Raw genomic sequence first — 15,462 nt, forward strand, 5'->3', positions numbered from 1 at the left:
TTTGCGTTATTCATCTTAATTGAACCGCCGTATACGGAACCGTACGTACGGTGGTGTGAGAGGTCGGGAGTTAATTCACTCCCTCCTACTCGATTTTTTTATTATAGAGATTCACCAAATTACTGACTCTATTATCTTTTTTAGCATCTAAATTCACTTCTGTTGTGGGTTTGAAACAAAGTTTGATTAAAACCATGCTGCTAACATTGATTTTACAACATAGAAAACGCTCGTTTTTGAAATAAAGATTGATCAAAATAAGAGCGTTTTATTTTGTTTTGTTTTGTTTTGTTGGAATTTTATAAAAAAGATTGATTAAAATATATTAAACATGTTATTAAATTTCTAATTCTTCTATGTCATATAAATAACTACAAGTTACCATTCCTTGTGTCACCTACTGTTTTCGTTAAACGTAACTCATTTTCATCATACGTATAAGAAGCAATCACTTTGCCATCTCAATCAACATCTTGATGCGTAAACTGCACAAAATCAGGTAATAAGTTTTTCAAATTATCTATGTTAGCATATTGTTTATTTTTGGATAAAAGAAACATTTCATTTGCATCGTTTCCAATGAAGATGACACTTGTGTTTTCTCTTATCGTTATATCTACATGAATAATTTCCACTTTTGAGAATCCAATTACGTCTATTTTTTTATTGAACTGAAGGTTTGAGTTATTTGTTGAAAACAATACTTGATTACCTAAACAAATTTGATAAATAAAATCATCCATTATTTTTTCAAAATCTATTAATTTTTGAATAGTTACTTCAAAATAAGTTTTACTTTTAGTAGTAATTTTTTTGACAAAGATATTGTTATTTTTTATAAGCTGATTTTCAAATTCTTTTTCATCTGAGTTATCCAATTCGATATACATATAAAAGGGGACATTTGTTAAACTGAACAAAAACTTAACAAGTCTTTCTTTTTCTAAATTTGGTATTTGTAGCATTGAAAAATTAATCATATATATATTTTCATTTATTTCATTTAATGAGATAGGGAAATCATCAGTGATTAAACGCTTGTTTTTAAAATACGCAATCTCTATATTCACTTTTTACCCTCTTTCTATAAACTATAAATACTGATGTACCAACATATTCTGGTAAAAGTAGTTCACTACATTCTATTTATACGTTTTGTTTCATTAGATTTCCACTTAGATTCTACCATACCCAAATATAATAGTTAGAAGTAAATCGATACCCTTTTGAATATTGCCAATTCGATTTGAACACATAGTGGTAATCTGGATTATTAATATGATAGTGCCACATTTTTGTCTTAATTTTCTTCTTTTTATTAAAACTGAATAAAGCATGATAGTCAAAAGAAAAGAAACGTGAATCTTTTTGGCCTTTTGGAACATACCCTTCTTTATAATTTACTTTAAGAATAGAATTGGATTCAAAAAATGAAATTTTATATTTCTTATTAAATCCTTTTAAATATGGATTCAATCTTTTTTTAATAACTGGCTGAAGATATTTTTTCATATACTTAAAACCGTATTTCTTCATCCACCATTTTAATATCGGTAAAATCGTGTACCTTAATATGCTGATTAGTATCGGGTTATTTCCATCAGGATCCACATTCATTATTGGATTTCCATTAGCATAACTATAGCCATTCTGTGATAGCGGTTCATCATCATCTCCTGGATGTGGATCTAAGGCTAGAAACGCTCCATTTGTGGGATTATAATAACGTGCCTGTAAATAGTAGTTCTTTGTTTCTTCGTCATAATAATATCCTGCATAACGAATCGGGTTTTCTTTTGCCACTGACCCTTCGACTGCTAAAATATTTCCATAAGCATCATATTGATATGAACCTACTTCTTTATCTTCACTGTTACGAATACTTAACACATCACCACGTTGATTCGTAATGAATTGATAAGTATTTTTTTCAAAGTTTCCTGCATCATTTTTTGCTTTGACAATCATTCCAAGTGGTGTATAACCACGCCACTCATATGAACGGTACTCGATAATTTCATTATTAACTTTTACAACTTCCATATCTAATACTTTATTATTATAGAAGTATTCATGCACTGTATCGCCCACTGTTTTCGTTAAACGTAATCCATTTTCATCATACGTATAAGAGGAAATCGCTTTACCATCTACTGTTTGTACGTTAGTTAAACGTTGTTGTTCATTGTATGTGTATTGATAATTTTCATCTTGGAGTAAATTACCATCCGCATCATACTTGTATGCTGTATCATTTTTCTTTTCAATTTGATTAGCATTATTATACTTGAATGTTGATTCTTTTCCATTTATATTCGATTTTCTACGATTACCTACTTCATCATACGCATACGTATTTACTGTACCATCTGGTAAGATTTCTTTTGTCAATTGATCATTTTGATCATATTCAAAAGTACTTTCTTGTCCATTTGCTGTTTCTTTAGAGACATTCCCATTTTTCGTATAATCATATGTGATTTCAAATGGTTGTTGTACTTTACTTGTGTATGTCAAAGTATCTAATATGTTCGCATCATTCATTTGTGCCACTTGTTTTAATAAACCGTCATTTAAAATAAGTGTGGATTGATTATCTGTTACATTGACATCACTTTGATAATCATGAAGAACTTCCTCACCTACACCATATTGGATATGATCGATGTCATCACTATTTTCTTTATAACTTGTGTTTTGTGAAATTGATAGTCCTTGGTCATAGACTGTTGTACGTTTTGCTAAGCGTTCTTGGTCATCATAACTATATTTCTGTGAGAATAACCCCATTGTGTAATTGGCTAATAAATTGGTTTCCTTTGTATACTCAAATGTTTTTAATGCTGTTCCATTTCTTGAAATAGATGTCGTATTCCCATTTTCATCATATTGATAAGCAACCGTTTCATTCCCATTTTCTACTTGGCTTACTTGCCCATCACTATTATACGTGTAATCTGTTGTAATGCCTGATGGTAATTTTGATTGACTCAATTCGCCATTTTGGTCATATTGATATTGGAATTCCATGTTCGGCACGGTCACCGTTGTCACTTGGTCATTATCATTGTACGTATACGTTTTCTTACGATTCAGTGCATCCTTTAACGTTGTTAAATTATTATTTTCGTCATATTGATACTCTGTTTTATGACCATTTCCATCTGTTATGGATGTCAGTGTTTCTGGATACATAGGGTCATATGTGTATGATTTTTTGTGGCCGTCTGCATCGACTTCTTCCACTTTTTGACCATAAATCGAATACGTTATAGATGTGGTATGCCCTTTTTTGTCCGTTGAAGTGACTTGTCCTGCCTCATCATCATAATCGATTTTTTCAAATGTGTTATTCGCATACAGCATTTTCGTCACACGTCCATATGAATCATACGCATATTTTGTTTCTTCATCTTTGACCGTCGAACTGATTAAAGAAGGACCATCATACGTGTTCACAGTTTCTTCACCATTTGTAGCTACTGATTTTACAAGTTGATTTTGGTCGTTATACGTATTAGCTGTCGTACCATCTTTCGTTGTCGACGTTAAAGGATTGCCTTTTTTATCATACGTATTCGTTTCCGTTGTACCATCTGCATTTATTATCTCAGTGACATTATACTGCTCATCATATGTGTATAAAGTTTTCGTATTTTGTTCGTCTTCTCCAGGTGCATCTTCTTGTACTACCGCAAACGTATTATTTTTCTCATCACGCTTATACACTGTTTCATTATCACTTGAATCTTTTACAATATACTCATTCTCTTTTTGATTAAATTTATACGTATTTGTAACCGATAATTCTTCATCCGCTGCTTGTTTATCAAAGACAATTAATTCATTTTCATTATATTTGAAGGTTGTTTCATTCTTTTTACCGTCGGTATATTTTATTAATTGGCCGTTCGTATCATATGCAAAAGTTTCTGTAATGGTACGATCCGACTTTTCACTTCCGATGGTTGTTTTGGTTAATTGGTCATCAGTATATTCATATGTTGTCCAGTGGTCACCATATTGAACTTTACTAATTTTATAGTTTGAATACGAAATGAGTATATTTTCTTGATTGCTTGTTCCTTTTGTTTCAGCTACTTCTGTTAGTTGCCCTTTATCATTGCGTTTAAAATCAATTTGGTTTTTATAAGCATCTGCATAAGATGCAATGACGTAAGTACCCGCTGTTGGACTCACTTTGAATGTTTGAACAAAACCATTCTTATCTGTCATCGTATAGACGTCATTCTCTTTTTTCAACTGCTCATATAAACCTTTTGGAGATGTAAATGTATCTCCCTCTTTTTTAAAGGTATGGACCGTACCATCTTCATCTTCATACAGTACATCCCCATTACTTGTTTCCTTTAAGGTTTCATTTCCGACAAAAGTCCATCCTTTACCTAATGCAGATGATTTCGTAGAACGAGAATTATACGTACGAAGGAAATCATAATCTAAGTCACTACGCGTGTTTAATGATTCATCTTTAAATTGTAACGCCATATTTCCTGTTGTGACATTGACACTAGATGAAGCATTACCAAATTCACTTTCATCGTACGTAAAATAATCTTCTAAACCGATTAACTCTTCATGTGAATTCGGTTGTACAGTGGCTGCGCTTGATTTTGAGCTTAGTCCACGCTGCCCAGTTACCTTATCCTCTTCAGTTTCAGGTGCTGTATCATCATCCTCAAAGAATGCCGTTACAGTAGCTGTATATTTTTTTCCTAAATCATAATTTGCTTTTTTAGTTGTATGACTTGTACTACCCTTTACTTTAATTTTTTCTGTTGTTGTTCCATTATTCAATTGGATTTCATAATATCTTGCACCTACAGAGGCCTTCCAATTGAATGTTAAACTTGTTTTATTTTGAACAAGATTATCTTCATTCGCTGTAATTTGTACACTTTTTGGTGCGTATAATGACATATAACCGTAATTAACATCTGATGAAGGTGAATCTCCAGCTGCAGACATAGCAATCACACGAACACTATAACGTGTTGATTTACTCCCATAAGTCGTGCTTGGATCAATTGGTAATTCTGCACCTTTTCCGACACTTGCTGCATCATCTAATGTTACGTCGTGTAAATCTGTAATCCCAGCTTTAATTTGTGCATCGGTTGGCCAGATCTTTTTGCCTTTTGTACTAATAGATGTTGTATCTTTTCCTACAGTATAATTTTTATAAACTGTACCATTCCATATACGTACTTTATAACCTGTTGCATTCGCAACTTTATTCCATTTCACATTTATCCAGCCGCGCCCACTATTAGTCGCATCAGTTTCCGCATAGGTACCTGTTGTTACAGTTGGTAAATCAGGCTCACCTGTTGGTACAGGAATTGCTTTTGATACAGTAGCAGAAGTGGGGCCATTGCCTGTTGGATACTTAGGAATCACACGGAACTTATACACTTTTGATGTAACCGCTTCCCCTGCCTTCACAGAATAAAACGCCGTCGGATCTAAAGGTAATTCAACACCTGCTTTACTTGTACTATACGTACTGGTTGTCTTATACGGTGCTTTTGGAAATACTTTTTGTCCTTTAGAATTCCAACTAGTTGCTGTTCCTTGATAAATACTTTGATACCCCTTGCCGTCAAACATCTGTAAATCATAGCCTGTCGCACCGTAAACCGATTTCCATTTGACATTCACCGAACCTGTCTTAGAAGCCAAATCATCCGCTGTAGCGGTCATAGTCGGTGTTTGCATTTTCTCATAATGATACGCAATAACTATTTTAGCTTTTTTAGCACTTTCTGCAGCCGTAATTTTTTTCCAATAGGTTTGACCATTTCCGTTAGTATGGAATTTAAATCCATAGTTAGAACGCTCTCCTGATACCCAGGCTTGAATAGTATCCGTGACATTAAAATGTGCCCATTCATCACGTCCGACAGAGGTAGAAGTTATTTTTGTCGAAGAAGGCTTATTGTTCCAAGTTAATTCATTAGCTCCCCAAGAACCCTTAACCTCATCTACCCATAAGCCGTTTTTTTGATTAGCATAGTAAGCATGTGTCACATAAGCTTGTAAATCTGCACTATCAATTGTGGCTCCTTTCAAATCGCCTACAATACTAAATTTAATAAATGGATAGTTAGTACCTGATGTACTATCGTAATACCCTGTTTGCAGTACATATTCACCTTGTGAAGGGTCCCACTGCTTATTAAAATTAGCTGTTGGATATTTACTAGAGACATATGTATCACCTAATGCATTGATAGACACTGATGGATCAATATAAATTGGAAAAACTCGTTCTGATGATTCTAACCATTTTTTATCTGCAGTTAATTTAAGTTCATAAAGCCCTTTTTCAGTAGACGTTAATTCATAATATAATTTGGTAGAACGAGCACCATCTCCTAATGTATCATTATAATTTGAATCAACCATTACCGGTTTTGGTAAAGAAAAAACTAATGACGACTTAGCTTCATCTTCATAAAATCCGACTGAACCATCTTTTTTTACTTCCCCATATAAATCCGTTTTAATTGAATAGTTAAATTCATTAATACCTGTAAATTCACGTACAATCCAATCTTCTTTTACCTCATTATTTAAAGCGATATGACGTAAATCAATATTCGGATAAACTTCTTTGTAATTTAAAGTATTGTTTTCTTTTTCCAAACTTGGAGACTTTGATGGTTCGATTATACTTTCTCCATCAGAAGCATTTGTTATGTTAATTGATAGTTCGTGATTCCCAAAACGATAGATTAATGGTTCATTATCAGAGATTTTTTCGGGAAACATTGATTCCAAATTGGTTTCTTCTGTAGTCACATAACCAGTTTGGCCATCTACTAAATCTTCCGAAATTTCTTGGTATACTCCATCTACTTTATTATATTTCGGATCACATAAATGGAAGTGGTTTTTTGGCTATAAAATATGCCCATTCAAAAGGTATTGTATTAGTGGCGGCTGCAGGGAATGAGGGTGAAGGAAAAACTGATACAATAGAAATTTCATATCCAGGATTTAGTAAAGAAGTTATACAAATTAAATCCATCTCAGAAAACAAGCTCCTTCAGTTTTTTCTAATACAAATGTAAATCTAGATTTTGTAGGACCATGAGAAAATATTTTATATACTCACTTAAATAGTGATTTTGTTGAACTAACAGGTACATCAATGGCAGCCCCTTTTGTTACTGGATTAGTGGCGCTAATTTTAAAAATTATAGATCTCACTAATCAAAATCTAATTCCTTTATTTGTATATAATACACGCAATGCCGTTAGAAAATTTTTCAATAAACCAAGTAGGTAATGGTTTTATTCAATTAATATAATAATTGAAGTTGAGTTACTTATACCGGATTTGGAATAACTGTTTGATATACATGTAGGCTACCTTTACAGATGGACAATATTAATACGATGAGGTAAGCATACCTGCATCCAAGAAAAAGTAGAATTAAATTCACTAATATAAAGCCACTTTAGAGATTCAATTTTCACTTTCATAAATGATAGACGCTACAAACAATACTCGATGGACAACTTTTCGTGCGGTAAACGATGATGCACTATATAATAATAAGAAACTTAAACTAAATTGGATGTGATGACATGGAAACAATTCATATTCCTATCGACGCTGAACGTATTATTAGTACTTCTAGTAAAGGCGATCAATCGAAATGGCGTATCGGCAACAAGTGGGTCAAACAAAATGCGCGAGGTTATGAGGGCCAAGCAGAAGTATTGGCTTCACTCGTACTTGAATGTTCAAGTCTTGACCACTCAAAATATGTCGTCTATCAGCCATGTATCATTCAATTATCTGACGGTGAACAATTTGACGGCTGCTGTTCACTCGATTTTCGTGGTACAAAACAGGAAGTGACACTTGAGCGCTTATTTGAAGCAAATTTCAGCTCCACTGATACTATTACAAGTAACAAAACACTTTCTACTATAGAAAAATTCGAGCAATTGATGAAGCAGGTGGAGCAGTATACAGGACTCGTTGTAAATCAACAGATCGCACAGTTATTCGCTTTCGATGCGCTTATTCTAAATGAAGATCGGCATACGAATAACATTCTATTTTTATATGACCCAAAAGAAAAAACATGGGAGCTGGCTCCGATTTTCGATAACGGACTTAGCCTATTATCTGATGAAAAAGACTATGCACCTGGTAAACCATTAACGATTTTAAAGCGAAGAGTGAAGGCAAAACCACTAAATTCATCTTTCACAAAACAACTTAGCCTTTACGAAGGACCAGCATTCATTGATAAAGAGAAATTAGTAACTGCAATCGAACAATCTCAGTACGATTTTGGACGTGCTAAGGACGTATTACTTTCACAATTGCGTGATCCAGCATTGAAACACTTATTCATTGAAGGAAGTGAATCCATTGATTGACTACATGACTTTGGACGTGATGTGGATGGATGACATTATTGCTCATGTTGATTTAAACCCAGCTAATGGTGGCACCCCATATGTAATTAACTATATTGATGATTTTAACAAACAATTTTCACCGAATATGGAGGGGCATATTAGCTTAGATGAAATAGAACGTTGGCTAAAATGGCGTACCTTCCCTCCTACTCGGGTCAACGCAAAAGAATTACTAGCATCACTAGATATGCAAACTTATAATCGCTGGGGCATTGTGCGCAAAACACATGGAGTCATGGCAGATGATGAGATTTGGATTCGGTTTAAAGGCGAAACGCTCACACATCGGGATGTCTGCTTACGTAAAGATCTATACTATCCTGAGGAACCTATTCGTTTTGAACTTCAATAAGTATAAACAGAGGTTCAATGCTCTGAACCAAGCACTCTCATACTTCCTTATTTCATTAGAAACAAGATGAAAAACTCAAAGGTCTTCAATTAAAGAAGTAGTTAGTTAGTAAAACAAAAAGGAGAGGGATATATTTATCCCTCTCCTTTTGTTTAATTATTAGGATTATAATGAGCGTTTAATATTGCTTGCTGCTTCTTTGTATCATAAGCGGTAATTGCCAGCAACTATGTAAGGTTCAGTACCTTCCCCGTTCAACTTACTAATGTTATTCCATGGCCTACCCTAACCAGCTTACGGGCAATCGCACATCACTATATAAATCAGCTTCATAATTCAAAGGAATTTTAACCGCTTCTAATAAATCATTAGTAGGAATCCCGCTTTTTCTAGACGAACATTCTAAATATATGTAAAGCGGCAATAATTATTTCCCCCTTTTAATTCGTTATTTCTTTATAGCTTTTGATTTTTTCTTATTCCCTGGTAGTCCATATTTTTCCCCTTGATCTTTGCAACCTTGCATAATTTTTTTTGACTCTTCTGATGTCATTTTCACTTTATATCCCATCGACTGTACCTCCGTTTTTAATCTAGTATGCCCAATTCAGAAAGTTTTAAATCGCTTTCGGCATACTCCCCTAACGGTTTTCATACACTTTTATATCCAGAACAAAATGAATGTGTCCCAGACTAAAGTTCGGAAGAGAGGTTAGGAAAAGTGGAGAGAGAAGCCGAGCGAGTGATAAAAGAGCCAGAAAAAAAGACAGGAAAAAGAGTGAGGTCAGATCGTAAGATTGATATAAAACCTTCTGTAGAACACGAACTATACGAATGTATTTCAAGGCTATCACATATCACAGGTAGTCCGATTAAGACTGTTGGTGAAACAATTTGTAAGAAAGGATTGTATACGAAAATAGTAATCGATAACTTGGCCATTCATTTCCGAAGAGATTACCGATTTAGAAATACAGTATACATCGGCAACAAAGATTTACTATCAGAGAGAAGAAAAAAGACAGCTGGGATAAAGCCAAGGGTATCTATGCGATTCGATCAAAGACTGTACAATGACTTAGCTGAACTTGCTTACTCACTAGACACTACAATTTCAAATGCTGCAGCGCTGCTTCTGAAAAGTTCCATACAGAACACAAACATCGTCAACGATTACATTAGTAAATATGTACAAACCATCTTAGACCCAGAAAGAAAGAAGCAACTTGAATTGGTATTGGCTTATATACAGAAAGATAATCCATATGAAGCTGATGAAGCTTCACTTTCTAGGTTAATCGGCTATATTATGGATGAATTTATGGAGAAATCAAGAAATGTGAAAAAAGCAGTAGAGACTTGGCTTGATCAATTTATTGAGAAGGATTAAGACGTCTCCGACACGAGCACAACCTATATAAGAAACCCCTTAGAAATAAAAGAGCATGTTGTGAACGTAATGTTCACAACATGCTCTTACAACTATTCTTGTCTCATTTTACTGGCATCATTTTATTAGGAAATCTGTTGAGTTAATGATCAGCCATTGTTTCTTACCGAATTAAAGCGGTTGATACTGTATAAGCTTCTATATCAGAAGCGGATAAGGAACTAACAGTAATCTGAGATTTGTAGAGGATTTATCTTTTAACCACCTAAGATAACCATCACTTTCCAATTCCTTATTCTTAACAGGAATTACCTTCTTCTAGAGATTAGGTTTAATATTGCATCCGAAACAAAAATTAGTGCTGCCCACATCAATCTCAGACGAAGAATATTGTTATCACGTACTGAAATAGCATAACCTACTAATATAGCAGCTGAAATAATTTCAATTAAAGGACCAGGAAATGCAAGCATTGCTAGCTTTAATAGAAAAGCACCAGGAACCAATTCTAGATTATGTAAAAGAATATAACTTATCAAAAAAACGCGCTGGTCTATCCCCTAACACACTTCTACAGTATCTATATAAGATATAATCATTTCTTTAATTGGTGTTGGTTTAAAATAAAGTTTGATTAAAAGAATGCTGCAAACATTGATTTTATAATAGAAGAAACCCATACATTTTGAAAAATGTGTTTGTAATAAAGCATTGAGACGATCTACTGCTAATTTGCAGACATTATAAATAAACGTCACCAGGTTGAAATGAAATTTATCTTTTCTTCCTGTTCTTTGACGGATATTGTTTAACTGAAGGTGCGTTCCTTATAAAGCTGTTTCCAAAGTTCAGAGCCACGTGCTGGATACGTAAATTTCCGTAAATCATTGTTACACTTGATTTTGAAAACCTTCTGACAGAGGGAATCATCACGTAACGGACAGGTTGCACATTCCTTTGGCCTTGTGAATTTTAAGTGTTCGGTACTTTTCATCGAAGCTATCGTAACAGTTGCTGTGTTCATGTACACATGTCGGTCTAAAATGATCATCAAATCCAAGATATTCGCCTTCATTGCGGATATTATAGGGAATAACCGTACGCATTTGATACTCGTGTAATTGACGGTAAATGGGCTCAAAATTATACCCTGCATCCAATATAGCGGTCGTGAAATACCCTGGAATTTGGTCTTCTACTTTCTTTAAAAGAGGAATCGCTGCTTTACTATCCGACAAATTGGCAGATGTCATTAGGCAACCAACGATATATTGACTCTCGGTTGTCACTACGAGATGCCCTTAAAGCCAAACCAAAACGTATTTTTACCGTCACTGTTCTTTTTGATGCCCCAAATTCGGTTAGATGGGTGCATCTTGCCACAGTGTCTCTAGTGGTGTATTGAGTTGGTCCTTGATTTCTTTTTCATAAGTTGACTGATTGGCTTTGATTTCTGCTTGTTTCGTAAGTCAAGCGTCTCGTTCTTCTTTTGATTTCCGTGGTGTAGGCTCTTTACAAACTTTGCAACAGAACCGTACTTCCTATTTAATCGAGAGACATCGCGCCTTCTCATCATGCACCAACATAACTGCATGAATCATCCCAGGAATATAAAAAAAGAGTGTTAGAAAAAAGTTTATTATCGCTTGAAATGGTTTCCCACAAAACAATACGGCAAGTGGTGGGCATATGACTGCCAATAAATACATTATGTAAATCACCTAATTTCAAAATATTTTACTATAAATACATGTAGTATACAAAAAAATAATATTTATTATGTTCATTAGATTCCATAGATTTTTTAGGTTCTGCTGCAAAGTTTTTTAAATCGTAAGAGCATAGTTGAAAAACCTTGCAACAGCCCCCCAGATTAGCTTTGAATTTTTCGTTAGAAACCTTTCATGCTCTATGACAGCAACCCTGGCACTACCCAGATTAAGTGACAATATAGGTTATTGCCGTTTCTGTTCTGTTACTACACAAACCCCGTCTACAGCAAGAACCTTGTGACTAAGGTTTATTAGGGAATTTGTCTATTATGGGTTAAACCCTAATCATACAATTAAAACGAATCTGTTCAAGGAAAGTTGCGGGATACTTGGTCGCCTGAACAAATTGTCGGTCGCTTGTATCAAGGACAGCGCCGTTTTATATTCTTCTTGCAATTCTAAACTATCTAAATATTACATATGGTAATTATAAATACCTATATTTTATGAAAATTAAAGTTTTTCGGGGGGGATGAAAGATGTGGAAAAATGAATAAGGGTATTCTAGTGGTTATCTTTATTATCAACGTAATTGTTCTAATCCAGCTTGTTTAAATCCCTATTGTCAGTGTGGAGAAAATTGTAGATGTGAACATAACAATCAATGTCATGGGGGAGGCAATCTTGTTTACACCCAACAGAAAGTTAATTTAAGTAATTTTATGCGTTCAGTTTGGGAACAACATGTATATTGGACTAGGATGACAATTATTAGCATAGCTTTTGGTTTACCAGATATAGATGTTGTTACCGCTCGTCTACTTCGCAATGCTGTAGATATGGGGGATTTACTAAGACCTTATTATGGAAATGAAATAGCAACAATGTACAGCAACTTAATAAGGGAGCACCTGGTAATTGCTGCGGAACTTGTCAAAGCTGCAAAAGCTGGCGATCAAGAGACTGCAACGGCTGTCGAGAGAAAATGGTATGCAAATGGAGCAGAAATTTCCCAATTTCTAAATAGAATAAATCCTTTTATTTCAAGGGAAGGATTCCAAAAAATGTTTTTTGAACATCTGGATCTTACTAAAACGGAGGCAGTACTTATGCTCCAAGGTGATTTCAAATCCAGTATTACTGTATTTGACAAAATTGAAGCAGAAGCCTTACAAATGGCAGACACAATAACGATTGCAATTGTAAAACAGTTCCCGAAAATGTTTTACATATATATTTAATAGGGCAGAAAGTACCCAAAAAACCCCGAATATCGCCTGAAATACTAAGTGGGAGGGAAATATAATTGGGACATGAAATGAACCATATGAACACTATGGGTATATCGTGGCTCTTTGCCATTGTTATCTTATTTATTTGTGCACTGCTCATTTGTCATATTATTTTTACACTCTGGAAGCAACGAAATCGTTTATACAAATTCAATGAACAATCTAATATAATCGTCCATTCACTTCCGATGTCCTTAGGAATGGTTTCTACAATGACAGTTTGTGTAGTTATTGGCGCCATAATGAGTCACCATCTAAGTACGGCCTATGTTCTAGGACTTCTGATTGGTGTTTTTGTTAGTGGTATTATCAGTTTTCCATTTCAAGATAGGATCCCCATATTAAACGGGATTGTAGCAGGAGCAATGGGAGGATTAATGGGCGTAATGATTGGTATCATGATACCCCAAACCGGATTGTATACCATTGTAATACTATTAATGATATTGTTTACAGCCACTTGGGTTACCATGAATCGAAAAATTCGTAGTCAACCTGTAGATTAGGATCTGCACCCTTATTTTTGGGTATGAGGCAAAGATTGGGGAAAGCGAAGCAAGGGGCTACCCCCTAAATATGCGTACACACGAGTTTGAGCTAAAAATTGATCTATATGATTATTTATTTTAAAAAGAAAATATTTATTAGATTAATGTCACATCTCATTTTTACTACTATACATATTATAGAGTATAGAAAGGAGGGGTTTTTATGGAATACGGCGGAGAATTTCGCGAAGAACGTCGCGAACGGAACCCTTTCGCTTTAATCGTTGTACTGTTCATTCTTCTAATTATTGTCGGTGCTAGTTTCATGCATGGATCGTATTAACAATAACATCTGTTGCTCGCTATGATTGTCAATGAATAATAATAGCTAGACACCTCCATTCTTATTTCTTGGTTTAGGGTCACTTTTCGCCGAGTGATCCTATTTTTATTTCTATCCTCATACACATATTTAGTTCACACCTCACTTACTGCACTTTTTTCAGATATTCATTCAATATAGTGATAAAATTTAATTTAAAATTCCGCTTTGGTATATCTGTTTAAAATCATCTTCTATTCCTACTTATTCAACTAAACTACTCTGTTAGTTCAGGTGAAGAATATTTCTCCAAAATAAAGCTAATCATTTTAATCCCAATACCTACTACTCTATGATTTAGAGATACAACGATATGTTTAATTCAATTTTACACACCACTTTTTTCAGCTATATTATATTCAAAATATCTTTAGGCGCATTTAACATATAATCTGCCGATTCAAAACCTTTGGTTGTTTTAGAACCCCATAAAGCAAGGGCAAACTTCACCCCAGCACTATTCGCACATTGCATATCATATATTGAATCTCCAATGTATATTGCTTCATTTTTAGTAGCATTCAACCCCTCTAAACAAACTAATAGAGGTTCAGGATGTGGTTTGTGATTTTCTGTATCATCTACACAAATAGTGTGTTCAAAAAAGGAACTCAATCCAAATGGTTCAAATTCATCAATTAATTCTTGCTTTGTTTTAGATGTTACAATACCAGTTCTGATGGGACTTTCTGATAATACTTTAATAATTTCTTTTATATCCTTAAACATTTGTACTTCTTGGGAAAATTCTAATACAATCTGTGCCCACTTTGGATGTACACGTTCCACGTCAATCACATTCAGTCTTCGTAGTGTTTCTTTTCCCGGTATTCCCAAAGCGAATCTTAAATCCTCTAATTGATAATCTTTGCCCTCTTCCCTCAGGACTTTTTGTAGAGATTTTAATATAGCTTTTTCTGTATCTAAAATGGTTCCATCCACATCAAAAATCACACATTTAAACAATTTTATTCCTCCTTAAAATGGCCTGATAAATTTCTCTATTGCCCTTTTAACAACTTTTGTTATGGCTTTGATACTGCTCTCTTTTAAAGTCTATTTTAAATAATACATAAACACATGTATTATGGTGTTGGAATTTCTCTCTACTGTGTGCCATTGCGCTTTGAGTTCTTCATAAACGGTATTGTAGTGAATCTGTCGATTCCCTTTAGCTTTTGAACATTGTGCTTTCAATGGGCAATCTGTACAACCTTCACATTCATATATTTTGAAGTCTCACCCTCCTAACCAGAGGAAAAAGGTACAGAAACATTTATCTGTTTGAATCAATTTCATAAATCGTATTTTTTTAGAGCACAGACTACTCCCATAGTGCAAAATCTATTTTTAAAAATTAAGCTACGTTTGGTTGTTCAC

14 protein-coding genes and 2 pseudogenes are annotated in these 15,462 nt (G+C 34.3%); 8 read left to right on the forward strand and 8 right to left on the reverse strand.

Annotated elements, in window-relative coordinates; translation table 11 throughout:
- Positions 1-461 precede the first annotated feature (461 nt).
- The gene (locus ACQKMD_RS20255; RefSeq protein WP_427754252.1) at positions 462-1,070 is read right to left on the reverse strand and encodes a hypothetical protein; all 609 of its coding nucleotides are present in this window, start codon (positions 1,068-1,070) and stop codon (positions 462-464) included.
- A gap of 112 nt (positions 1,071-1,182) precedes the next feature.
- Positions 1,183-6,795: a DNRLRE domain-containing protein gene (locus ACQKMD_RS20260; RefSeq protein WP_427754264.1), complete on the reverse strand. Its 5,613-nt coding sequence runs from the start codon at positions 6,793-6,795 to the stop codon at positions 1,183-1,185.
- A gap of 125 nt (positions 6,796-6,920) precedes the next feature.
- On the opposite strand from ACQKMD_RS20260, the gene ACQKMD_RS20265 reads away from it, so the two are divergent.
- The 4 genes from ACQKMD_RS20265 to ACQKMD_RS20280 all read left to right on the forward strand — a co-directional run bounded on the left by ACQKMD_RS20265 (position 6,921) and on the right by ACQKMD_RS20280 (position 8,818).
- Positions 6,921-7,097 carry a S8 family serine peptidase gene (locus ACQKMD_RS20265; protein WP_427754254.1) on the forward strand — a complete coding sequence of 59 codons (177 nt, stop codon included), beginning with the start codon at positions 6,921-6,923 and terminating at the stop codon, positions 7,095-7,097.
- 29 nt (positions 7,098-7,126) lie between these two features.
- Positions 7,127-7,315, forward strand: coding sequence for a S8 family serine peptidase (locus ACQKMD_RS20270; protein WP_427754266.1), 189 nt, complete (start codon positions 7,127-7,129; stop codon positions 7,313-7,315).
- A gap of 302 nt (positions 7,316-7,617) precedes the next feature.
- On the forward strand, positions 7,618-8,424 hold the full coding sequence (locus ACQKMD_RS20275; protein WP_427754255.1) for a hypothetical protein: 807 nt from the start codon (positions 7,618-7,620) through the stop codon (positions 8,422-8,424).
- Positions 8,417-8,818: a hypothetical protein gene (locus tag ACQKMD_RS20280; RefSeq protein ID WP_427754257.1), complete on the forward strand. Its 402-nt coding sequence runs from the start codon at positions 8,417-8,419 to the stop codon at positions 8,816-8,818. The genes ACQKMD_RS20275 and ACQKMD_RS20280 overlap by 8 nt, the downstream gene beginning before the upstream one ends.
- A gap of 448 nt (positions 8,819-9,266) precedes the next feature.
- Here ACQKMD_RS20280 and ACQKMD_RS20285 read toward each other — a convergent pair whose 3' ends face one another.
- Positions 9,267-9,389 carry a hypothetical protein gene (locus tag ACQKMD_RS20285; RefSeq protein WP_427754258.1) on the reverse strand — a complete coding sequence of 41 codons (123 nt, stop codon included), beginning with the start codon at positions 9,387-9,389 and terminating at the stop codon, positions 9,267-9,269.
- A gap of 150 nt (positions 9,390-9,539) precedes the next feature.
- Between ACQKMD_RS20285 and ACQKMD_RS20290 the strand changes: the two genes are divergently transcribed.
- Positions 9,540-10,208: a hypothetical protein gene (locus tag ACQKMD_RS20290; RefSeq protein WP_427754259.1), complete on the forward strand. Its 669-nt coding sequence runs from the start codon at positions 9,540-9,542 to the stop codon at positions 10,206-10,208.
- 308 nt (positions 10,209-10,516) lie between these two features.
- Here the strand turns inward: ACQKMD_RS20290 and ACQKMD_RS20295 are convergent, their stop codons facing one another.
- From ACQKMD_RS20295 to ACQKMD_RS20305, 3 genes are all read right to left on the reverse strand, one after another.
- Positions 10,517-10,747, reverse strand: coding sequence for a hypothetical protein (locus ACQKMD_RS20295; protein ID WP_427754260.1), 231 nt, complete (start codon positions 10,745-10,747; stop codon positions 10,517-10,519).
- A 390-nt stretch (positions 10,748-11,137) separates the two neighbouring features.
- Complete coding sequence (locus ACQKMD_RS20300; RefSeq protein WP_427754261.1) at positions 11,138-11,497, reverse strand: transposase; 360 nt, start codon at positions 11,495-11,497, stop codon at positions 11,138-11,140.
- Positions 11,498-11,749: 252 nt separating this feature from the next.
- Complete coding sequence (locus ACQKMD_RS20305) at positions 11,750-11,920, reverse strand: YqaE/Pmp3 family membrane protein (RefSeq protein ID WP_427754267.1); 171 nt, start codon at positions 11,918-11,920, stop codon at positions 11,750-11,752.
- 539 nt (positions 11,921-12,459) lie between these two features.
- Here ACQKMD_RS20305 and ACQKMD_RS20310 point away from each other — a divergent pair.
- From ACQKMD_RS20310 to ACQKMD_RS20320, 3 genes and pseudogenes are all read left to right on the forward strand, one after another.
- Positions 12,460-13,161: pseudogene (locus ACQKMD_RS20310) on the forward strand (acetylglutamate kinase).
- Positions 13,162-13,226: 65 nt separating this feature from the next.
- Entirely contained in the window at positions 13,227-13,718 is a 492-nt protein-coding gene (locus ACQKMD_RS20315) for a hypothetical protein (protein ID WP_427754262.1), read from the forward strand.
- 205 nt (positions 13,719-13,923) lie between these two features.
- On the forward strand, positions 13,924-14,043 hold the full coding sequence (locus ACQKMD_RS20320) for a YjcZ family sporulation protein (protein ID WP_241369153.1): 120 nt from the start codon (positions 13,924-13,926) through the stop codon (positions 14,041-14,043).
- A gap of 387 nt (positions 14,044-14,430) precedes the next feature.
- Here ACQKMD_RS20320 and ACQKMD_RS20325 read toward each other — a convergent pair whose 3' ends face one another.
- Both ACQKMD_RS20325 and ACQKMD_RS20330 read right to left on the reverse strand, forming a co-directional pair.
- Entirely contained in the window at positions 14,431-15,048 is a 618-nt protein-coding gene (locus ACQKMD_RS20325) for an HAD family hydrolase (RefSeq protein ID WP_427754263.1), read from the reverse strand.
- Between the two features lie 147 nt (positions 15,049-15,195).
- Positions 15,196-15,321: pseudogene (locus ACQKMD_RS20330) on the reverse strand (transposase); the annotation flags it as partial.
- Between the last annotated feature and the right edge of the window lie 141 nt (positions 15,322-15,462).

It is taken from the genome of Viridibacillus sp. NPDC096237 (assembly GCF_050278625.1).
Lineage (GTDB): Bacteria > Bacillota > Bacilli > Bacillales_A > Planococcaceae > Viridibacillus.